Here is a 20,131-nt window from a genome sequence, read left to right as displayed (position 1 = left end):
CCTGTCCGGTCGCGCGCATTCACACCGCAAGCCGCGACCCGCAATCCCCGCGCTGGGACTTCCGGCCCATGGCAGCTGCCGCCCGGGCTGCCATGATCGAACGTTCGATCCGAACGCAGGCCGCCCGCACGTGACATCTCCTCTCGCCGCCGCACTTTCGCTCGCCCTGCTGGGCGCAAGCTTCGCCGCCACCTCGGCGCAGGCCGCCGCACCGGCACCAGTGGCGCCTGCCACGCTGACCGCCGAGCGCCCCGCCGATGCGCGTTTCCGCGCCATCTACGAAAAAGAGTGGAGCTGGCGCCAGGCCGAGACCGGCCAGGCCGACGAAGACAGCGACACCACCGGCGACAACACCCATCTGCCCGATGTCGGCCCGGCCGCGCAGCAGGCGCGCCTGGCGGTATGGGACGGCGTGCTTAAGCAGCTCGACGGCATCGACCCGAAACAGCTCTCGCCCGCCAACCAGGTCAACTACGCCATCTACCGCCCGCAGGTGGAAAACCTCGCCGCCGAGGTGCGCCTGCGCCTGTACGAGATGCCGTTCAATTCGGACAGCTCGTTCTGGTCCAATCTCGGCTTCATGGCGCAGCGGCCGATGAAGACCGCTGCCGAGTACCGCGCCTACATCGCGCGCCTCAACGATGTGCCGCGCTACTTCGAGCAGCAGACCGCCAACATGCGCGCCGGCCTGGCGCGCGGGTTCAGCGTGCCGCGCGCGGTGCTGGATGGCCGCGACGTTTCCATCGCCACCGTGGCCGATGTCAAAGACCCGACCGCGTCCAGCTTCTACGCGCCGTTCAAGCAGCTGCCGGCGCAGATCCCCGCCGCCGAACAGGCGCAGTTGCGCGAACAGGCCAAGGCCGCGCTGAGCAATGCAGTGCTGCCGGCCTACAGCAAGTTGCTGAGCTTTTTCCGCGACGAGTACATGCCCAAGGCGCGCACCACGCTGGCGGCCGAAGCGCTGCCCGACGGCAAGGCGTTCTATCGCCAGCAGATCCGCGAATACACCACGCTGGACCTGACCCCGGAGCAGATCCACAAGATCGGCCTGGACGAGGTGGCGCGCATCCAGGCGCAGATGGACGCGATCATCAAACAGGTCGGTTTCAAGGGCAGCTTCGCGCAGTTCCTGAGCTTCCTGCGCACCGACCCGCAGTTCTATGCCAAGACCCCGCAGGAACTGCTCGATCGCGCTGCGTGGATTTCCAAGCGGGTGGACGGGCAGGTCGGCAGGTTCATCGGCACGCTGCCGCGCGGGCGCTTCACCATCAAGCCGGTGCCGGACGATATCGCCCCGTTCTGGACTGCCGGCCGCGGCGGCGCCACCACCTACTGGGTCAATACCTACAACCTGCCGTCGCGGCCGTTGTACAACCTGCCGGCGCTGACCCTGCACGAATCCTCGCCCGGGCATTCGCTGCAGGGCTCGCTGGCGCTGGAGCAGGGCGACCAGCCGGCGTTCCGCCGCGAAAACTACATCTCCGCCTACGGCGAAGGCTGGGCGCTGTATACCGAAAAGCTCGGCCAGGAGATGGGCATCTACGAGACCCCATACGAGGAATTCGGCCGGCTCACCTACGAAATGTGGCGCGCCTGCCGGCTGGTGATCGACACCGGCGTGCACCACGACGGCTGGAGCCGCGAGCAGGCGCTGGCCTACCTGCGCGACCGCACCGCGCTGAGCGAGCACGAGGTCACCACCGAGGTGGACCGCTACATCTCCTGGCCCGGCCAGGCGCTGAGCTACAAGCTGGGCGAGATCAGCATCGTCAAGCTGCGTGCCGAGGCCGAACAGGAACTGGGCGACCGCTTCGACATCAAGGCCTTCCACGACGCGGTGCTGAAGCAGGGTTCGGTCACCTTGCCGGTGCTGGAGCAGCAGGTGCGCGCCTTCATCGCCGAGAGCAAGGCGCGCCCGGCAACGTCCAAGCCCAGCGCCGCCGCGCCCTGACCCTGGCCACCGGTCCGCTCCACGTAGGAGCGGACCCGGCCGCGACGCCGTCCCCGACCCCGGCGCCGCCATGGCCTCGATCCCAGTTTCAGGTAATCGTCGGCAGCTTCTCGCCTTCCCGGGCGCTGTCTGCGATCAACCAGCATGTAGGCGGAGTGCCATCGCGCTGACCAGGACGGCGTCGCGGCCAGGTCCGCTCCTACGACCGCCCGTGTTGCTGCGTCGCGCCCGCCTGTTGCGCCTGATGGCGCCGCCGCGCCCTGACCCTGGCGAACGGTCCGCTCCACGTAGGAGCGGACCCGGCCGCGACGCCGTCCCCGACCCCGGCGCCGTCGTGGCCTCGATCCCAGTTCCAGGTAATCGTCGGCAGCTTCTCGCCCTCCCGGGCGCTGTCTGCGATCAACCAGCATGTAGGCGAAGTGCCATCGCGCTGACCAGGACGGCGTCGCGGCCAGGTCCGCTCCTACGATGCTGCGCGGCAGGCATGCGATTGTGTAACTAGCCTGGCCCCGATAGGCTGCGCCCATGCTGCTGCGTCGCGCCCGCCTGTTGCACCCCTTGCTGCGCCTGATGGCGCTGGCGGTGCTGGCCATGGGCGTACTGGTCGCACCGGTGGCCTGCGCGCTGGGCGATGTGCATGCGCTGGCGCACGACCAGATGCATCTGGAAGACACCGCGCCGCACGGCCATGACGGCGCCGACGAAGGCGATGCCGGCGAGCGCGATGGGGCCGGCCTGATGCACGCCTTGATGCATAGCGGCTACTGCCACGGCCAGAATCCGGCCGTCTTGCCGGCGCTGGCCTGGCTGCCGTTGTCCACGCACACGCAGGCCCAGCCCGTGGCCGTGCTCGCGTACTACCGCTCGCACCTGAGCGAGACCGGATTGCGTCCCCCGATCGCGGCCTGATGCATCGCCGGCGGCTGCCGGCCTGTCCATCGATCCCGATTCCGGAGACACCCTCATGTGGTTGCGACTGACGGCACTTGCCGTCTTCGCGGTCGTGCCGTGCGCCATGGCGCAGGACGTACCGCCCAAGCCCGTGCTGACCCTGTACGACGCCATCGCGCGCGTCGCCCGGCAGCACCCCGACCTGCGCCTGGCCGATGGTCAGCGCGCGGTCCTCACCGCCGACGCCGAGCGCGACGCGCTGCGTCCGCCGTTGCGCATCGGCGCCGAACTGGAAAACGTGTTCGGCAGCGGCCCGACCCGCGCGCTGGACCAGGCCGAACTCACCGTCACCCTGGCTGGCGTGCTGGAACGCGGCGGCAAGCTGGACGCGCGCCGCACCCTGGCCCAGGCACGTATCGACGCACTGGCGCCGCAGCGGGCGCTGGCGCGGCTGGACGTGCTGGCCGAAGTCGCCCGGCGCTATCTGGTCATCGGCATGGCCGCGCAACGGCATGCGGCCGCGCTGGAAACCCTGGCCCAGCGCCAACGCACCGTCAGTGCCGCGCGCCAGCGTCTGCAGGCCGGCGCATCGCCCGAATCGGTGCTGCTGACCGCCCAGGCCCTGCAGGCGCGCGCGGAACTGGAGCGCGATCGCGCGCAGCAGGAACTGCTGGCCGCGCGCCGCCAGCTGGCGGTGTTGTGGGGGCAGCGCACGCCGGACTTCGGCGATGTCACCGGCGACCCATTGCAGCTGCCGGCGGTTCCCGAGTTCGAGGTGCTGGCGCAGCTGCTCGATGCCACCCCCGAACTGGCGCGCTTGAACGGTGAGCAGCGCGTGCGCGAGGCGCGGGTGCGGCTGGCACGCAGCCAGGCGCGCCCGGACCTGGACTGGCAGGTGGGCGTGCGCCGGCTCGAAGCCAACGACGCCACCGCACTGCTCGGCAGCGTCTCGCTGGCGCTGGGCAGCGCCGCGCGTGCGCAACCGGAGATCCGCGCCGCCGAAGCGGAGCTGTCGTTGCTGGAGATCGAACGCCAATCGCAGGCACTGGCGCTCTACACCACGCTTGCCGACGCGCATGGCCGCTACCGCGCCGCGCAGCTGGAAGTGGCGCGCATGCGCAGCGATGTGCTGCCCGCACTTGCGCGCGCCGATGCCGCCGCCGAGCGCGCGTACCGCGCCGGCGCCACCAGTTATCTGGACTGGGCACAGCTGCAGGCACAGCGCAGCGATGCACGCCAGCAGCAACTGGCCGCCGCATTGGAAGCGCAGACCGCATTGATCGAGATCCAGCGCCTGACCGGGCAGCCGTTCGTGGCCGACAGCACTGCGCAGGTGGGGCCATGAGCGCTACCTCCGCTGCGCGTTTTCGCCCTGCCTGCCTGCGTCCGCCTGGATCTGCTGCGTCGGTACCGGCCTCGACGCTTGCAACCGCATCGGCATCCAGCAGTCGCCAAGCGCTGCGCGCGCCTACCGCGCGTACTGCGCATCCAAGGCATCCAGCGCACACCTTCTTCGTTCGTTCGCCCGACGCACAGCGTCGGCGCCAACCAGGATTTTCTTCGATGACACGTTTTCTGCTCGCGCCGCTGTTGCTGGCGCTGCTGCTGGGTGGCTGCGGCCGCAACGGCGAACAATCGCATGACCATGCAACGCCCGGCGCCGAGGGCGACGCCGACGCACATGGCGAGGAAGCCGAAAAAGGCCCGCACGGCGGGCGCTTGCTGCACCAGGACGGCGACAGCGTGGAGCTGGCGATTGCCGAAGACGGCACACCGCCGACCTATCGCGCCTGGCTGTACCGCGACGGCAAGCCGTTGCCGCCCAGCGCCGGCAGTGTCGAAGTCCGCCTGACCCGGCTCGGCGGCGCCAACGAAGTGCATCGACCGCGCGCACGCGACGATGGCAGCCTGTTGGCCGACAGCACGGTCGGCGAGCCGCATTCGTTCGATGTGGAAGTACGCGCCACCGTGCAGGGCAGGTCGCATCGCTGGGCCTATCCCAGCTATGAAGGGCGCACCACCATCGCGGCGAAAATCGCGCAGGACGCCGGCATCCGGGTCGCGCCGGTCGGTCCCGGCAGCATCGCCGACCAGCACGAAGTGCAAGGCCTGCTGACGCCGGCAGAAGGTGCGCAGGCGCAGGCCACCGCCCGCTTCCCCGGGCCGGTGCGCAGCCTGCGCGTCAATGTCGGCGACCAGGTGCGCTCCGGCCAGGTGCTGGCCACGGTGGAGAGCAACCTGAGCCTGACCACGTATTCGGTCAGCGCGCCGATCAGCGGCACCGTGCTCGCCCGCAACGCCAGCCTGGGCAGCAACGCCAGCGAAGGCCAGGCGTTGTTCGAGATTGCCGACCTGTCGAGCCTGTGGGTGGATCTGCACATCTTCGGCGCCGATGCCGGGCACATCACCGCCGGCGCACCGGTGACGGTGACGCGCCTCAGCGATGGCGTGGTGGCGCAGACCACATTGGAGCGCGTGTTGCCGGGCACGGCCACCGCGAGTCAGAGCACGGTGGCGCGCGCGGTGTTGCGCAACAGCGATGGCCTATGGCGGCCGGGCTCGGCGGTGAAGGCGCGGGTGACGGTGGCGCAGCAGCCGGCGGCGATGGTGGTGCCGGTGGGGGCCTTGCAGCAGTTTCGCGACTGGGAGGTGGTGTTCGTGCGGGTGGGGGATGTGTACGAGGTGCGGCCGGTGACACTGGGCGCGCGCGATGCGCAGCAGGTGCAGGTGGTGTCGGGTCTGACCGCGGGTGACGCGGTAGTGGTGGAGCAGAGTTATCTGGTGAAGGCCGATATCGAGAAGTCGGGGGCGTCGCATGATCATTGATCGCTGCGCTTCCGGTTTGCGTCTGCCTCGACCGCAAGCGCGTGCTTGCGACCAGCTCGTCAATCCTTCGGTGAAACGTTTTTTGCGTCGTCCACGCACTCACGGCGCAGGCGATCACGCCAGCAACGGCGTGAGAATCTGCGCTGCGAAGGTCGGATGCGTCGGGGGCGAGCGCGATAGCGGCGAAAGTCGGGATCCTCGCTGTGGTGCTGCTGTCGGCCGACGGCAGCCCGCTGAGATTGCACAGGCGTCGTGCGTGCGTAGGCACGCACTGATCGACGTGGCTGCGCACGCCGTTGCGACGCGTGTGCGCGGAGGTGCGCGTCATGCTCACTAACATCATTCGGTTCGCGATCGCGCAGCGGTGGTTGATGCTGGCGTTGACGGCGGTGTTGATTGCGATCGGAGCGTGGAGTTTTTCGCGCCTGCCGATCGATGCCACCCCGGACATCACCAATGTGCAGGTGCAGGTCAACACGGCCGCGCAGGGGTACTCGCCGTTGGAGTCGGAGCAGCGGGTGACGTTTCCGCTGGAGACGGTGCTGGCGGGCTTGCCGGGGCTGGAATCCACACGCTCGTTGTCGCGCTACGGCTTGTCGCAGGTGACGGCGGTCTTTGCCGATGGCACGGACCTGTATTTTGCGCGGCAGCAGGTGGCCGAGCGGCTGCAGCAGGTCAAGTCGCAACTGCCGGCCGAGTTGGAGCCGCAGCTGGGGCCGATCGCGACCGGGCTGGGCGAGATCTTCATGTACACGGTCGAAGCCAAAGCGAATGCGCGCAAGCCCGATGGCAGTGCGTGGACAGCCACCGATCTGCGCACCCTGCAGGACTGGGTGGTGCGCCCGCAGTTGCGCAATGTGCCCGGCGTCACCGAGGTCAATACCATCGGCGGCTACGCGCGGCAGATCCACATCACCCCGGACCCGGCACGCCTGGTCGCCCTGGGTTTCACGCTGGACGATGTGGCGCGCGCGGTGGAGGCGAACAACCGCAACATCGGTGCCGGCTATATCGAACGCAACGGCCAGCAGTTCCTGGTGCGGGTGCCGGGGCAGGTGGACGATATCGCGCAGATCGGGGCGATCGTGCTGGATCGGCGCCAAGGCGTGCCCATCCGGGTGCGCGATGTGGCGCAGGTCGGCGAGGGACGCGAGTTGCGTACCGGTGCGGCCACCCAGGACGGCACCGAGGTGGTGCTCGGCACGGTGTTCATGCTGGTCGGCGCCAATAGCCGCACCGTGGCGCAGGCCGCCGCGCAGCGGCTGGAAGTGGCCAATGCCAGTTTGCCGGCCGGCGTGCAGGCGGTGCCGGTCTACGACCGCACCGCGCTGGTGGACCGCACCATCGTCACCGTCGCCAAGAACCTGATCGAAGGCGCGTTGCTGGTGATCGTGGTGCTGTTCCTGCTGCTGGGCAATGTGCGTGCGGCCCTGATCACCGCGGCGGTGATTCCGCTGGCGATGTTGTTCACCCTCACCGGCATGGTGCGCGGTGGCGTGTCCGGCAACCTGATGAGTCTGGGTGCGCTGGATTTCGGCTTGATCGTCGATGGCGCGGTGATCATCGTGGAGAACTGCCTGCGCCGCTTCGGGCAAGCGCAATTGCGCCTGGGTCGGGTGCTCGAGCGCGACGAGCGTTTCGAACTGACCGCCGAAGCCACGGCAGAGGTGATCCGGCCGAGCCTGTTCGGCCTGGGCATCATCACGGCGGTATATCTGCCGGTGTTCGCACTCACCGGCATCGAAGGCAAGATGTTCCATCCGATGGCGATCACCGTGGTGCTGGCGCTGACCGGTGCGATGTTGCTGTCGCTCACTTTTGTCCCCGCAGCGATCGCCTTGTTGCTCGGCGGCAAGGTGGCCGAGCACGAAAACCGCGCGATGCGCTGGGCGCGCGGCGTGTATGCGCCCTTGCTGGATCGCGCGCTGCATCACGGCCGTTGGGTCGGTCTCGGCGCGGTGGTGGCGGTGGCGCTGTGCGCGGTGTTGGCCACGCGCCTGGGCAGCGAGTTCATCCCGAACCTGGACGAAGGCGACATCGCGCTGCACGCCTTGCGCATTCCCGGCACCAGCCTGGAACAGGCCATCACCATGCAGTCCACGCTGGAAAAACGCATCAAGCAGTTTCCGGAGGTGGCGCATGTGTTCGGCAAGCTCGGGACTGCCGAAGTGGCGACCGATCCGATGCCGCCGTCGGTGGCCGATACGTTCTTGATCATGCATCCGCGCGCGCGGTGGCCGGACCCGCGCAAACCCAAGGCGCAGTTGGTGGCCGAGATCGAGGAAGCGGTGAAGCAGCTGCCCGGCAACAACTACGAGTTCACCCAGCCGATCCAGATGCGCATGAACGAGCTGATTTCCGGCGTGCGTGCGGATGTGGCGATCAAGGTCTACGGCGATGACCTGGACACGCTGGTCAAGCTGGGGCAGCGCGTGCAGGAAGTCGCCAGCACGGTGCCGGGTGCGGCCGACGTGAGCCTGGAACAGGCCACCGGCCTGCCGATGCTGGCGGTGGTGCCCGATCGCGCCGCGCTGGCCGGGTACGGGCTCAATCCCGGCGTGGTGCAGGACACGGTGTCGGCGGCGGTGGGCGGGCAGGCGGCCGGGCAATTGTTCGAAGGCGACCGCCGTTTCGACATCGTGGTGCGCCTGCCCGAAGGCCTGCGTCAGGACCCGACGGCGCTGGCCGATCTGCCGATCCCGCTGCGTGGCGATGGCGAGCGCGCCGATGTCGACGAATCCAGCCGCGCGGCCGGCTGGCGCAGTGGCGAACCGACCACGGTGCCGCTGCGCGAGGTCGCAAAGGTACAAACCGTGCTCGGGCCCAACCAGATCAATCGCGAAGACGGCAAGCGCCGCATCGTGATCACCGCCAATGTGCGCGACCGCGACCTGGGTGGATTCGTCGCCGAGGTGCAGCAGCGTGTGCAGGCCGAGGTCGTGCTGCCCACCGGCTACTGGATCGGCTACGGCGGCACCTTCGAGCAACTGATCTCCGCCGGCCAGCGCCTGGCCTGGGTGGTGCCAGGCACCTTGCTGCTGATCTTCGCGCTGCTGTACTGGTCGTTCGGTTCGCTGCGCGACGCGCTGGTGGTGTTCAGCGGCGTGCCGCTGGCGCTGACCGGCGGCGTGGTGGCGCTGGCGCTGCGCGGCCTGGCGTTGTCGATCTCCGCCGGTGTCGGCTTTATCGCGCTGTCGGGGGTGGCGGTGCTCAACGGCCTGGTGATGATCGCCTTCGTGCGCAGCCTGCGGGCCGGGGGCATGTCGCTGGAGCAGGCGCTGCGCGAAGGCGCACTGAGCCGCCTGCGCCCGGTGTTGATGACGGCGTTGGTGGCCGCACTGGGCTTTGTGCCGATGGCCTTCAATGTCGGCGCCGGGGCCGAGGTGCAGCGCCCACTGGCCACGGTGGTGATCGGCGGCATCGTCTCGTCGACCTTGCTGACCCTGCTGGTGCTGCCGGTGCTGTATCGCTGGCTGCACCGCGAGCGGGCGGGGAGTGCGGGCTAAGTGCTTGCGGCACATAGGAAAGCCGTGCATAATGCGCGGCTCGCTGTGCCCGGATCGCTCCGGATGGCGGCACCCAGCGCGATGGGGTTGCCGGCTTGTTCCCAGCGTAAGTTCTTGATTCCCAACGTTGCGTGGCAGCTTGACGCTGTCGGGGCCGCCGCTCCCCAGGCTATGGGTGGCAATTCATTTATCGAGGTGCGTAATGTCCCGCGTATGCCAAGTGTCCGGCAAGCGTGTGCAGACGGGTAACAACGTCTCCCACGCAAACAACAGAACCCGTCGTCGCTTCCTGCCCAACCTGCACGAGCGCCGCTTCTGGGTCGCCAGCGAGAACCGTTGGGTGAAGCTCCGTGTCTCCGCGCATGCATTGCGCACCATCGACAAGAACGGGATTGATGCCGTTCTGAAAGAGCTGCGTGCGCGCGGCGAAAAGGTCTGAGGAGTAAGCAGTCATGGCAAAAGGCAAGCGTGACAAGATTCGTATGATTTCCTCGGCCGCTACCGGCCACTTCTACACCACGGACAAGAACAAGAAGAACACTCCGGGGAAGATGGAAATGATGAAATACGACCCGGTCGTGCGTAAGCACGTGATGTACAAGGAAGGCAAGATCAAGTAATCCACCGATTACCCGATCTGCATCCAGGCAAACACCCGCCGCAAGGCGGGTGTTTGCGTTTGAAGAGTGTTGCGGGGGTGATCGCAACAATGGTCGGCGTGCACTCCCCTTTCCCTTCGGGAGAGGGGTAGGGGTGAGGGTACGGGGCGAGGCCACTCGCAAGCGAAACGTCGTTTTTCCGATTGCACGCTCCGTCAGTCGCTGGCAGTTCGAGGCGAAGCAGCCGGCGTTTCACTTCTGAAGGCGCGTGGCGACGCGTTTGACATCGCAGACGGTGACCGCTCTGCGAGGCGCCACTCATCCGCCCCTGCGGGGCACCTTCTCTGGCAGATAAGAAAGAGTTACAGCCCGCGCGCACGCAATTGCGCATCCAGGCGTGGATACACCCGTCGCGCATTGCCTTCGAATACCTTGCGCTTGTCGGCGTCGGAAATCGCCAAGGCATCGATGTAGCGCTTGGTGTCGTCGAAATACTGGCCGGTCTGCGGGTCGATGCCGCGCACCGCACCGACCATCTCCGAGCCGAACAGGATGTTGTCGATGTCGATGACCTCGAACAGCAGATCGATGCCGGGCTGGTGATACACGCAGGTGTCGAAGAACACATTGCGCATCACATGCGTGGACAGCGGTGGCTTGCCGAGCATGTCGGCCAGGCCGCGAAAGCGGCCCCAGTGATACGGCACCGCGCCGCCGCCGTGCGGGATGATGAAGCGCAAGTCCGGGAAATCAGCGAACAGATCGCCTTGGAGAAACTGCATGAACGCGGTGGTATCGGCATTGAGATAATGCGCGCCGGTGGCGTGGAAGTTGGCGTTGCAGCTGCCCGACACATGCACCATCGCGGGCACGTCGAGCTCGACCATCTTTTCGAAGAACGGATACCAGGCGCGATCGGTTAATGGCACGCCGTTCCAGTGGCCACCGGATGGGTCGGGATTGAGATTGCAGCCGACAAATCCGAGTTCGGTGACACAACGTTGCAGCTCGGCGATCGACTGGGCGATCGGCACGCCCGGCGACTGCGGCAACTGGCACACGCCGATGAAGGTCTGCGGATACAGCTGCACCACGCGCGCGATCAGGTCGTTGCAGTGGCGCGTCCACACCTGGCTGACTGCTTCGTCGCCGATATGGTGCGCCATGGTGCTGGCGCGTGGCGAGAAAATCGTCATGTCGGCACCGCGCTCGCGCAACAGGCGCAACTGGTGCTGTTCGATGCTTTCGCGCAATGCGTCGTCGGAGATGGACGGATACACCGGCGCGGGCAAACTCGGATCGTCGTACTGCGCGATCTGCGCCTTGCGGAAGGCATCGTGCGCCGCGGGCGCGGTGGTGTAGTGGCCGTGGCAGTCGATGATCATGGCAAGGGTCTTGTTGAGGCGGCGGGATCGGTGAGCAAACGGCCACGCGCGCGAAAGGCTGACCCGCCCGGTGCGCGGAACCTACAGGTGCCCACGTCGGGTGTGGTGCGCGCATGGATGCTCACGCGCACGTCGCTGCGGCACGCGGTGTCGGCCACGCCGCGCGGCAGGCGCAGGTCGTGGGCCGGGCATGGCCGATGGCGATCGATCCAGCGTGGTGGCGCATCCATCCGCTCAGCCATACAACTGCCCATCGAACAGCTTGCGTGCAGTGCGCAGCACGGCGGTGCGCACCACCTCGCCGTGCGAATCGACCGTGATCACGCAGCTGCTCGCACCACTGGGATGCTCGACCTCCAGCTGCTGGGTGGTGCCGCCAGGCAGCTGCGCCAGGGCATGCGCGGGTGAGCCGGGCAGCAGGCAGGCAGTGGCCACGGTGACGGCGCCGAGCACGCCGATCGAGGCGTGGCAGCGGTGCGGAATGAACGAGCGCACGCTGATCGCGCCGCCGTGGCGCGGGGCGGCGACCAGCATCATCTTGGGCACGGTGGCGTCGGCAACATCGCCCAGCTGCATCAACGGGCCGGCCTGCAAGCGAAGCGATTCCAGGCGGGTTTTCAGTGCCTCGTCTGCATCGAGAGTGTTGCGGTCTTCGTAACCGCTGATGCCGAGATCGCTGGCGCGCAGCACCACGCAGGGCATGCCGTTGTCGATCAGCGTGACCTCCACGCCATCCAGGATGTTGACGCTATTGCCGGTGGGCAGCAACGCACCACAGGAAGAGCCGGCGATGTCGGCAAATGCCAGCGCAATCGGCGCAGCGGTGCCGGGTACGCCGTCGATGCGGGCGTCGCCGTCGTAGCGCACCTGGCCACCGGGCGTCTGCACGCTGGCGGTGGCCAGCGTGCCGGTGTTGCGCATGAAGATGCGCACCTCGGTTTCGCCATCGCGTGCCGGCAACAAACCCCGCTCCAACGCGAAGGGGGCAACGCCGGCCAGCATGTTGCCGCAGTTCTGCGCGTCGCTGACCTGTGCCTGGTCCACCGACACCTGCAGGAACAGATAGTCCACGTCGGCATCGGCGCGTGCCGAGCGCGATACCACCGCGACCTTGGAGGTCAGCGGGTCGGCGCCGCCCATGCCGTCGATCTGGCGGACATCCGGCGAGCCGTAGGCGCGCAGCAGGAAGGCGTCGCGTGCGGCGCGCTCGCCCGGCAACTCGTCGGCCAGGAAAAAGCCGCCCTTGGAGGTGCCGCCGCGCATCCACATCGCGCGGACGTGCTCAGACATAGCGCAGGCCCTTGGCCGCCAGCCGCTCGCGCATGGCGTAGATGTCCAGGCCCAGTTCGCCACGTGCCAGGCGCTCGCGTTTGCGCAGTTCGCGCGCTTCGCGTGCCTGCGCTTCGGCCAGCACCGCGGCGGCGCTGGCGCGCGGCACCACGCACACGCCATCGTCGTCGGCCACCACCACATCGCCCGGCTGCACCAGTGCGTCGGCGCAGACCAGCGGCACATTGACCGACCCCAGCGTCTCCTTGATGGTGCCCTGCGCGCAGATGGCGCGGCTCCAGGCCGGGAACTGCATCGCCGTGAGGTCGCGCACATCGCGTACCCCGGCATCGATGATCAGCCCGCGGCAGCCGCGCGCCTGCGCCGAGGTGGCGAGCAGGTCGCCGAAATAGCCATCGCAGCAGGCGCTGGTGGGGGCGACCACCAGCACATCGCCGGGATGCAGTTGCTCGATGGCCACATGCATCATCCAGTTGTCGCCGGGCGGGATCGACACGGTGACGGCGGTGCCGGCGATGCGGCAGCCGGTATAGATCGGGCGCAGGCGATGGTGCAGCAGGCCGCTGCGCCCCTGCGCCTCGTGCACGGTGGCCACGCCGGCCTGCGCAAGCCCATCGACGACGGCCAACGGGGTGCGCGCGATCCGGGTGACGACCTGGCTCATCCATCCATCCTCGTTAGGCGTGTACCGAGTCTGTGCGGCGAGTGCCTGCTGGCTCAAGATTCATTTGAGGTATGCATATTGGTTTTGCTTATAGTTAGAGCATGCCGCCGACTCCCGAGCCGAACCTTCGCCATCTTTACGCCCTGGTGGTGGTGCACCGGCTTGGCAGCATCAGCGCGGCCGCGCCGCAGGTGAATCTGTCGCAACCTGCATTGACCCAGGCGGTGGCGCGGCTGGAACAGCAGCTCGGCGTGCGCCTGTTCGAGCGGCATCCGGGCGGCATGGTCGCCACCGAGGCCACCCAGTTGCTGGTGCCGCGCATTGCACGGGCGTTGGAGCAACTGGGTCGCGGCATCCGGGTGGCGCGGCGGGCGTTGCGGCTGCCGGCCCGGCCCGGCCTGGAGCGACGGGTCTCGCTGGGGCAACTGCAGGCGCTGGTCGCGGTGGATGTGGCCGGGAGTTATTCGCTGGCGGCGGCGCGCGCCGGGGTCTCGCAACCGGCCATCTACCGCGCGGTGCAGTCGCTGGCCGATGTGATCGAGGTGCCGCTGACGGTGCGCCGCGGCAAGACCATGGAGGCCACGCCGGTGGCCACGCGGCTGCTGCGGCAGGTGCGCCTGGCGCTGGCCGAATTGCGCGCTGGGCTGGACGAAGTGAGCGCGTTGCGCTCGCAGCACGCCGGCCGGATCGCACTGGGAGTGATGCCGCTGGCGCGGGCGATCCTGCTGCCGCAGGTACTGGCGCGGTTTGCGCGCGCGCATCCCGGTGCCAGCGTCAACGTGGTCGAAGGCCCGTATGCCGAATTGCTGGCGCATCTGCGCGAGGGCGGGCTGGACCTGCTGATCGGTGCGCTGCGCGAGCCGTTGCCGGTGCGCGATGTGCTGCAGGAGCCGTTGTTCGACGACGAGCCGGTGATCGTGGCGCGCAGCGGGCATCCGCTGGCCGGGCGCGCCTACGCGTTCGCGCAGTTGCTGGACTATCCCTGGGTGATCGCCACCACCGGCACGCCGGTGCGCGCACGCTGGGAGCAGATGTTTCGCGATCAGCGGATCGAGCCACCGGCGCTGCGCATCGAATGCGGCGCGGAGCTGACCATCCGCGGGCTGCTGCTGGAAGGCGACTGGCTCACGCTGATGTCGCGCGACCAGTTCCTGTTCGAGCGCCGCGCCGGCTTGCTGTGCGAGGTCGGCCGCGCCGGGCCGCAGCTGCGCCGCCAGATCGGCATGACGCTGCGCAGCGACTGGCATCCCACCCGCGCGCAGTCGGCATTCGTGCAGACGCTGCGGCAGGTCTGTGCCGAGCGCGTGCAGCCGGCCGATGCGCAGGGTGGGCCGTTTCGCTATTGCGCGCCGATCGACGCGCCCGCCCCGTTGCGTTCACGCACCGGCCGGTCAGAATCGGAGCCTTCTTGAGAACGGATCGCTGATGCTGCCTGACTGGTTGCAAGGGACCTGGCTGTTGGCACTGGACTGGGCGATTCGCCTGGCCGCGCTGTTGTGGATTCCGGCCCGCACCACGCCGGGTGCGGCACGCAGCTGGTTGCTGCTGATCGGCTTCGTGCCGGTGGTCGGCCTGCCGCTGTATCTGCTGTTCGGGCATCCGTGGCTATCGCGGGTGCGGGTGGAACGCCAGGCCACTGCCTCGCAGGTGATCCGCGAGCAGCAACTGCCGCTGCATGTCTTGCGCTGGACCCCGCAGGCGGACACCAGCAGCGCCGAGGTGGTACCGCTGATCGAACGCCAGGGCGATTTCATGCCCACGCTGGGCAATGCGGTGGAGTTGCTGGACGACTACACGCAGTCGCTGCAGGCCTTGGTCACCGCGATCGACATGGCGGAAAGGCGCGTGCATCTGCTGTATTACCTGATGTTCGACGATGCGGTGGGCGACGCTGTGGTCGCCGCGCTGCTGCGCGCCAGTGCGCGCGGCGTGCGCTGCCGCGTGCTGCTGGATGCGGTGGGCGCCAAGCGCGGTCTGCGCCATTACCGCAAGCAGCTGCAGGCTGGCGGGGTGGAGGTGCTGGCGGTGTTGCCCGGTGGCCTGCGCTGGCGCCGCAGCGGGCGCATGGATCTGCGCAACCACCGCAAGATTGCGGTGATCGACAATCAGGTGGGCTTTGTCGGCTCGCAGAACCTGGCCGAGGCCGGGTTCATCGATGGGGTGCCCAATCGCGAGCTGGTGGCGCGCGTGCGCGGGCCGGTGGTCAATCATCTGGAAGCGGTGTTCGCCAGCGACTGGTTCACCGAAACCGGGCAGCGCCTGGACGTATGGCCGGACGCGCCGGTGTGCGAGGCCAACATCGCCACGCAGCTGCTGCCCAGCGGGCCGGCGTATCCGTTCGAGAATGCGCGCGATGCGATCAACGCGGTGATCCATCTGGCGCGGCGCAAGGTGGTGCTGGTGACACCGTATTTCGTCCCCGACGAAGCCTTGCTCAGTGCCTTGCGCATTGCCGCGGTGTCGGGCGTGGATGTGCAGCTGATCCTGTCGGAGAGCAACAACCAGATCCTGGCGGCCTGGGCGCAGGAGGCGTATTTCGAGGAGCTGCTGCGTTGCGGGGTCAAGATCGCGCTGTATCGCCCGCACTTCCTGCATGCCAAGCACCTGAGCATGGACGAGGACATCGCGCTGGTCGGCTCGATCAACCTGGACATCCGCTCGTTCGCGCTCAATGCCGAGATCGGCATGCTCTGCTACGACCAGGGCGTGGTGCAGCGGCTGCGTGCGATCGAGCAGGATTACCTGGCCAACGCACGCCAGCTGGAGCTGGAGCAGTGGCGCACGCGCCCGGCCTGGCGCCGCAGCCGCGAGGGCATTGCGCGGCTGGCCGATGCGTTGATGTAGTGCGGGTGCGGTCCATGCGCGCGCAGTGCCCGTTGTGGCGCAGGGGTGCCTGCGGGGGCAGGTGAAGCGGGGCGCGCGTCTGGGGCGGCAAGATCGCGCAGCATGGACACGCGCCCGCGCTCGAATGGACACCTCAGGCGACCGCTTTGTTGGACGGGTGCGTCGCGTCGGCACGTACGCGCGGGGCGATCCCGGCCATCGCGGCGGGCATGGCCGCTGTCATCGGTGCGACGCGACGCATCGCCTACAATTGCCGGATGAATGAATTGCGTGATCCCGGCGATGCAGTGATCGCCATCGTTGGCGGTGGCGCATCCGGGGTGCTGGTGGCGCTGCAGCTGTTGCGTCAGGCCGTGGCACCGGTGCAGATCGTGCTGATCGAGCCGCACCCGGTGCTGGGCGAGGGCGTGGCGTACTCCACCGCGCGTCCCGAACATCTGCTCAATGTGCCCGCCGCGCGGATGAGTGCGCTGGTGGAGGCGCCGCAGGATTTCGTCGATTACCTGCGTGCGCACGCCTGCTGCCCGGAGCTGGAAGACGCACGGCTGCCGCAGGCTTTCGTCGGGCGCCGACACTACGCGCCCTACCTGCGCGAACGCCTGCAGGCCGCGCGTGTGCAGAGCTCGGCGACGCTCACCGTGCACAGCGCCCGCGTGCAGACGCTGCAAGCCGATGCCGACGGCGCGCGGTTGCAGCTCGACGATGGCCAGACCCTGCACGCTAGCAGCGTGGTGTTGGCGGTAGGCAATGCGTTGCGGCCGTTGCCGTTGCGCGGGGCCACCGGCCTGTCGGCAACCCAGCGGGTGGAAGCCTGGGATACCGAGGCGGTCGCCGCGTTGCCGCAGGACGCGGCGGTGTGCATCGTCGGCTCGGGACTGAGCATGGCCGACACGGTGGTGACGCTGGCCGCGCAGGCGCATCGCGGGGCGGTGCACGTGGTGTCGCGGCATGGGCTGCTGCCGTTGCCGCAGGCGCACTGCGTTGCGGCGGACTTCGATCCGCAGCCGTTGCTGGCGCTGTCGCTGCGTGCGCGCATGCGCAGCTTGCGGCAGCATGCGCGGGCGGCGGTGGCGCAAGGCCTGCCCTGGCAGAGCGTGATGGAGCGTGTGCGCCCGCTGAGTCAGGCCCTGTGGCAAACGCTGTCGGCTGCTGACCAACGCCGCTTCCTGCGCCACGTGGTGCGCTATTGGGATGTGCATCGTCACCGCATCGCCGCGCCGGTGCATGCGCAACTGCAGGCGATGCGGGCGCGCGGACAGTTGCAGCTGCATCGCGCGCGGCTGGAGGTGGCGTTCCAGGCCGGCGCCTGCGTGCGGCTCAGTGCCGGCGCCAGTGCCGGGCATGCCTTGCAGCTGGATGTGCAGACGCTGGTCAACGCCACCGGCGTGGAAATGCGCGTGCAGGCGATGCGCAACCCGCTGCTGCAGCAACTGCTGGGGCAGGGCATCGCGGTGGCCGGGCCGCATGGAATCGGGGTGGATACCGCTGCCGATGGCAGCTTGATCGATGCCGATGGTCGCGCCGATCCCAGGATGCGAGTGATCGGCAGCCTGCGGATCGGGTCGTTGTGGGAGAGCCTGGCAGTGCCGGAGCTGCGTGAGCAGGCAGCGGCGATTGCGCGGGATGTGTTGGGACTGCCAGGCGGCGATTGATCGGCCAGCCGCGAGATCTGACGGGAGAGGGGCGTTGGTCCCTTCTCCCGCCGGGAGACGCTGGCGCGTAGTGCCGGATGAGGGCGCCTCAGACATCTACCAGTGCCTGCAGTGACAAACGCGTCGCCACGCGCCTTCGAAAGTGATGCACCGACTGCTTCGCCCCGTACCCTCACCCCAATCCCTCTGCCGATGGGAGAGGGGCTTACTCCCTTCTCCCATCGGCAGAAGGTGCCCCGCAGGGGCGGATGAGGGTGCGTGCGAAACCCCGCATTCCCAACCGCTTCATCGCAATCTCAGCCGCAGCGACGCCACAACCGGTAAAATACGGCGGTGGATGTCTCTCATTTGCTCGATCATTTAAACCCCGCCCAGCGCGAGGCCGTTTCCGCGCCGCCGGGGCATTACCTCGTGCTGGCCGGCGCCGGCTCCGGCAAGACGCGCGTGCTGATCCATCGCATTGCCTGGCTCAACGAAGTCCAGGGCGTGCCCAACCACGGCATCTTCGCGGTGACCTTCACCAACAAGGCCGCCGGCGAAATGCGCCACCGCACCGACCTGCAGCTGCGCAACGGCAGCCGCGGGATGTGGATCGGCACCTTCCATGGGCTGGCGCACCGGTTGTTGCGCCTGCACTGGCAGGATGCGCGGCTGCCGGAAGGCTTCCAGGTCATGGACAGCGACGACCAGCTGCGGCTGGTCAAGCGCGTGGTGCAGGCGCTGGAGCTGGACGAGGGCAAGTATCCGCCCAAGCAGATGAGCTGGTGGATCAACGAACAGAAGGACGAAGGCCGCCGTCCGCAGCATATCCAGCCCGAACCCAACGATGATTGGACCGAGGTGCGCCGGCAGGTGTACGCGGCCTACCAGGAACGTTGCGACCGCTCCGGCCTGCTCGATTTCGCCGAGTTGTTGCTGCGCGCGCACGAACTGCTGCGCGACACCCCGGCTTTGCTGGCGCATTACCGTGCGCGCTTCCGCGAGATTCTGGTCGACGAGTTCCAGGACACCAACGCCATCCAGTACGCCTTCGTGCGCGTGCTGGCCGGCGAGACCGGCCACGTGTTCGTGGTCGGCGACGACGACCAGGCCATCTACGGCTGGCGCGGCGCCAAGGTCGAGAACGTCCAGCGCTTCCTGAAGGATTTCCCCGGCGCGCAGACCGTGCGGCTGGAGCAGAACTATCGCTCCAGCGCCAATATCCTGGGCGCGGCCAATGCGGTCATCGCGCATAACCCGGACCGGATCGGCAAGCAGCTGTGGACCGATTCCGGCGACGGCGATCCGATCGACCTGTATGCGGCCTACAACGAGGTCGACGAGGCGCGCTATGTGGTCGAGCGCGCGCGGCAGTGGGTGCGCGACGGCGGCAGTTATGGCGAAGTGGCGGTGCTGTATCGCAGCAACGCGCAGTCGCGCGCGCTGGAAGAAGCGCTGATTTCCGAGCAGCTGCCGTACCGTGTGTATGGCGGCATGCGCTTTTTCGAGCGTGCCGAAATCAAGGATGCGTTGGCGTACCTGCGCCTGCTCACCAACCGTAGCGACGATGCCGCGTTCGAGCGCGCGGTCAATACGCCCACGCGCGGCATCGGCGATCGCACGCTGGATGAAGTGCGCCGCCTGGCACGCGCCAACGCCTTGTCGCTGTGGGAAGCGGCAATGCTGTCCACGCAGGAAAACACCCTGGCCGCCCGCGCCCGCAATGCGCTGGCCACGTTCCTGAGCCTGGTCGGCCAGTTGCACGCCGAAACCGGCGACATGGAACTGGCCGAACGCATCGACCATGTGCTGATGCGCTCGGGCCTGCGCGAGCATTGGGCCAAGGAAAGCCGCAGCGGGCTGGATTCGGAATCGCGTACCGAGAACCTTGACGAACTGGTGTCGGTGGCCTCGCGCTTCACCCGCCCGGACGATGAAGACAGCCAGGGCATGACCGAGCTGGTGGCCTTCCTGGCCTACGCCTCGCTGGAAGCCGGCGAAGGCCAGGCCCAGGCCGGCGAAGAAGGCGTGCAGCTGATGACGCTGCATTCGGCCAAGGGCCTGGAATTCCCCATCGTGTTCCTGGTCGGCCTGGAAGACGGCCTGTTCCCGAGCGCGCGTTCGCTGGAAGAAAGCGGCCGGCTGGAAGAAGAGCGCCGCCTGGCCTATGTGGGCATCACCCGCGCGCGCCAGAAGCTGGTGCTGTGCTACGCCGAATCGCGGCGCATCCACGGCCAGGACAACTACAACGTGCCCTCGCGCTTCCTGCGCGAGATCCCGCGCGACCTGCTGCACGAGGTGCGCCCGAAAGTGCAGGTCTCGCGCACCGCCTCGCTGGGTGCGGCACGTGGCGGACCGGTGCACGGCGTGGTCGAAGCTGCGCCGATCAAGCTCGGCGCCAATGTCCAACATCCCAAGTTCGGCGGCGGCGTGGTCGTGGACTACGAGGGCGCCGGTGCGCACGCGCGTGTGCAGGTGCAATTCGACGACGTCGGCGCCAAGTGGCTGGTGATGGCGTATGCGAATTTGACGGTGATGTAGGCG

The 20,131-nt window shown here is 68.1% G+C and carries 14 protein-coding genes; 11 read left to right on the top strand and 3 right to left on the bottom strand.

The window, feature by feature from the left end; translation table 11 throughout:
• Nucleotides 1–130 precede the first annotated feature (130 nt).
• The 7 genes from DGN21_RS19070 (at nucleotide 131) to rpmG (ending at nucleotide 9,794) form a co-directional block, all read left to right on the top strand.
• Nucleotides 131–1,951 (top strand): DUF885 family protein, encoded by a 1,821-nt coding sequence (locus tag DGN21_RS19070; RefSeq protein WP_054591826.1) that lies wholly within the window; start codon nucleotides 131–133, stop codon nucleotides 1,949–1,951.
• 525 nt (nucleotides 1,952–2,476) lie between these two features.
• A complete protein-coding gene (locus DGN21_RS19065; protein WP_016902720.1) occupies nucleotides 2,477–2,860 on the top strand; it encodes a hypothetical protein in 384 nt (127 codons plus the stop codon).
• Between the two features lie 55 nt (nucleotides 2,861–2,915).
• Nucleotides 2,916–4,187, top strand: a complete 1,272-nt coding sequence (locus tag DGN21_RS19060; protein ID WP_215825034.1) for a TolC family protein — start codon at nucleotides 2,916–2,918, stop codon at nucleotides 4,185–4,187.
• A gap of 218 nt (nucleotides 4,188–4,405) precedes the next feature.
• Nucleotides 4,406–5,668 (top strand): efflux RND transporter periplasmic adaptor subunit, encoded by a 1,263-nt coding sequence (locus DGN21_RS19055; RefSeq protein WP_184551844.1) that lies wholly within the window; start codon nucleotides 4,406–4,408, stop codon nucleotides 5,666–5,668.
• A 326-nt stretch (nucleotides 5,669–5,994) separates the two neighbouring features.
• Nucleotides 5,995–9,174 carry a CusA/CzcA family heavy metal efflux RND transporter gene (locus tag DGN21_RS19050; RefSeq protein WP_215825033.1) on the top strand — a complete coding sequence of 1,060 codons (3,180 nt, stop codon included), beginning with the start codon at nucleotides 5,995–5,997 and terminating at the stop codon, nucleotides 9,172–9,174.
• A gap of 202 nt (nucleotides 9,175–9,376) precedes the next feature.
• Nucleotides 9,377–9,613, top strand: a complete 237-nt coding sequence (gene rpmB, locus DGN21_RS19045) for a 50S ribosomal protein L28 (RefSeq protein WP_002809459.1) — start codon at nucleotides 9,377–9,379, stop codon at nucleotides 9,611–9,613.
• A 13-nt stretch (nucleotides 9,614–9,626) separates the two neighbouring features.
• Complete coding sequence (gene rpmG, locus DGN21_RS19040) at nucleotides 9,627–9,794, top strand: 50S ribosomal protein L33 (RefSeq protein ID WP_002809462.1); 168 nt, start codon at nucleotides 9,627–9,629, stop codon at nucleotides 9,792–9,794.
• 341 nt (nucleotides 9,795–10,135) lie between these two features.
• On the opposite strand, the gene DGN21_RS19035 is transcribed toward rpmG, so the two are convergent.
• From DGN21_RS19035 to DGN21_RS19025, 3 genes are all read right to left on the bottom strand, one after another.
• Nucleotides 10,136–11,158 (bottom strand): amidohydrolase family protein, encoded by a 1,023-nt coding sequence (locus tag DGN21_RS19035; protein WP_184458347.1) that lies wholly within the window; start codon nucleotides 11,156–11,158, stop codon nucleotides 10,136–10,138.
• Between the two features lie 234 nt (nucleotides 11,159–11,392).
• The gene (locus tag DGN21_RS19030; protein ID WP_215825032.1) at nucleotides 11,393–12,448 is read right to left on the bottom strand and encodes a 4-oxalomesaconate tautomerase; all 1,056 of its coding nucleotides are present in this window, start codon (nucleotides 12,446–12,448) and stop codon (nucleotides 11,393–11,395) included.
• Nucleotides 12,441–13,112 carry a 4-carboxy-4-hydroxy-2-oxoadipate aldolase/oxaloacetate decarboxylase gene (locus tag DGN21_RS19025; RefSeq protein WP_184551841.1) on the bottom strand — a complete coding sequence of 224 codons (672 nt, stop codon included), beginning with the start codon at nucleotides 13,110–13,112 and terminating at the stop codon, nucleotides 12,441–12,443. Before DGN21_RS19025 ends, DGN21_RS19030 begins: the two co-directional genes overlap by 8 nt.
• 101 nt (nucleotides 13,113–13,213) lie before the next feature.
• On the opposite strand from DGN21_RS19025, the gene DGN21_RS19020 reads away from it, so the two are divergent.
• From DGN21_RS19020 to uvrD, 4 genes are all read left to right on the top strand, one after another.
• Nucleotides 13,214–14,524 (top strand): LysR substrate-binding domain-containing protein, encoded by a 1,311-nt coding sequence (locus DGN21_RS19020; protein ID WP_215825031.1) that lies wholly within the window; start codon nucleotides 13,214–13,216, stop codon nucleotides 14,522–14,524.
• Nucleotides 14,525–14,537: 13 nt separating this feature from the next.
• On the top strand, nucleotides 14,538–15,956 hold the full coding sequence (gene cls / locus DGN21_RS19015) for a cardiolipin synthase (protein ID WP_184616035.1): 1,419 nt from the start codon (nucleotides 14,538–14,540) through the stop codon (nucleotides 15,954–15,956).
• A gap of 257 nt (nucleotides 15,957–16,213) precedes the next feature.
• Entirely contained in the window at nucleotides 16,214–17,608 is a 1,395-nt protein-coding gene (locus DGN21_RS19010; RefSeq protein WP_215825030.1) for an FAD/NAD(P)-binding protein, read from the top strand.
• Between the two features lie 333 nt (nucleotides 17,609–17,941).
• Nucleotides 17,942–20,128 (top strand): DNA helicase II, encoded by a 2,187-nt coding sequence (gene uvrD, locus DGN21_RS19005; RefSeq protein ID WP_039524603.1) that lies wholly within the window; start codon nucleotides 17,942–17,944, stop codon nucleotides 20,126–20,128.
• The last annotated feature ends 3 nt before the right edge of the window (nucleotides 20,129–20,131 follow it).

The organism is Xanthomonas sp. MLO165 (assembly GCF_018831305.1).
GTDB lineage: Bacteria > Pseudomonadota > Gammaproteobacteria > Xanthomonadales > Xanthomonadaceae > Xanthomonas > Xanthomonas arboricola.
This window is presented reverse-complemented; position numbering and strand designations above follow the sequence as displayed.

Excerpts from the sequence above, each read along its gene's own strand:
- cls (WP_184616035.1), top strand. The coding sequence starts at position 14,538 with ATGCTGCCTGACTGGTTGCAAGGGACCTGGCTGTTGGCACTGGACTGG.
- DGN21_RS19065 (WP_016902720.1), top strand. The coding sequence starts at position 2,477 with ATGCTGCTGCGTCGCGCCCGCCTGTTGCACCCCTTGCTGCGCCTGATG.
- rpmB (WP_002809459.1), top strand. The coding sequence starts at position 9,377 with ATGTCCCGCGTATGCCAAGTGTCCGGCAAGCGTGTGCAGACGGGTAAC.
- DGN21_RS19050 (WP_215825033.1), top strand. The coding sequence starts at position 5,995 with ATGCTCACTAACATCATTCGGTTCGCGATCGCGCAGCGGTGGTTGATG.
- DGN21_RS19035 (WP_184458347.1), bottom strand. The coding sequence starts at position 11,158 with ATGATCATCGACTGCCACGGCCACTACACCACCGCGCCCGCGGCGCAC.
- DGN21_RS19055 (WP_184551844.1), top strand. The coding sequence starts at position 4,406 with ATGACACGTTTTCTGCTCGCGCCGCTGTTGCTGGCGCTGCTGCTGGGT.
- DGN21_RS19020 (WP_215825031.1), top strand. The coding sequence starts at position 13,214 with ATGCCGCCGACTCCCGAGCCGAACCTTCGCCATCTTTACGCCCTGGTG.
- DGN21_RS19025 (WP_184551841.1), bottom strand. The coding sequence starts at position 13,112 with ATGAGCCAGGTCGTCACCCGGATCGCGCGCACCCCGTTGGCCGTCGTC.
- DGN21_RS19010 (WP_215825030.1), top strand. The coding sequence starts at position 16,214 with ATGAATGAATTGCGTGATCCCGGCGATGCAGTGATCGCCATCGTTGGC.
- DGN21_RS19060 (WP_215825034.1), top strand. The coding sequence starts at position 2,916 with ATGTGGTTGCGACTGACGGCACTTGCCGTCTTCGCGGTCGTGCCGTGC.
- DGN21_RS19030 (WP_215825032.1), bottom strand. The coding sequence starts at position 12,448 with ATGTCTGAGCACGTCCGCGCGATGTGGATGCGCGGCGGCACCTCCAAG.
- rpmG (WP_002809462.1), top strand. The coding sequence starts at position 9,627 with ATGGCAAAAGGCAAGCGTGACAAGATTCGTATGATTTCCTCGGCCGCT.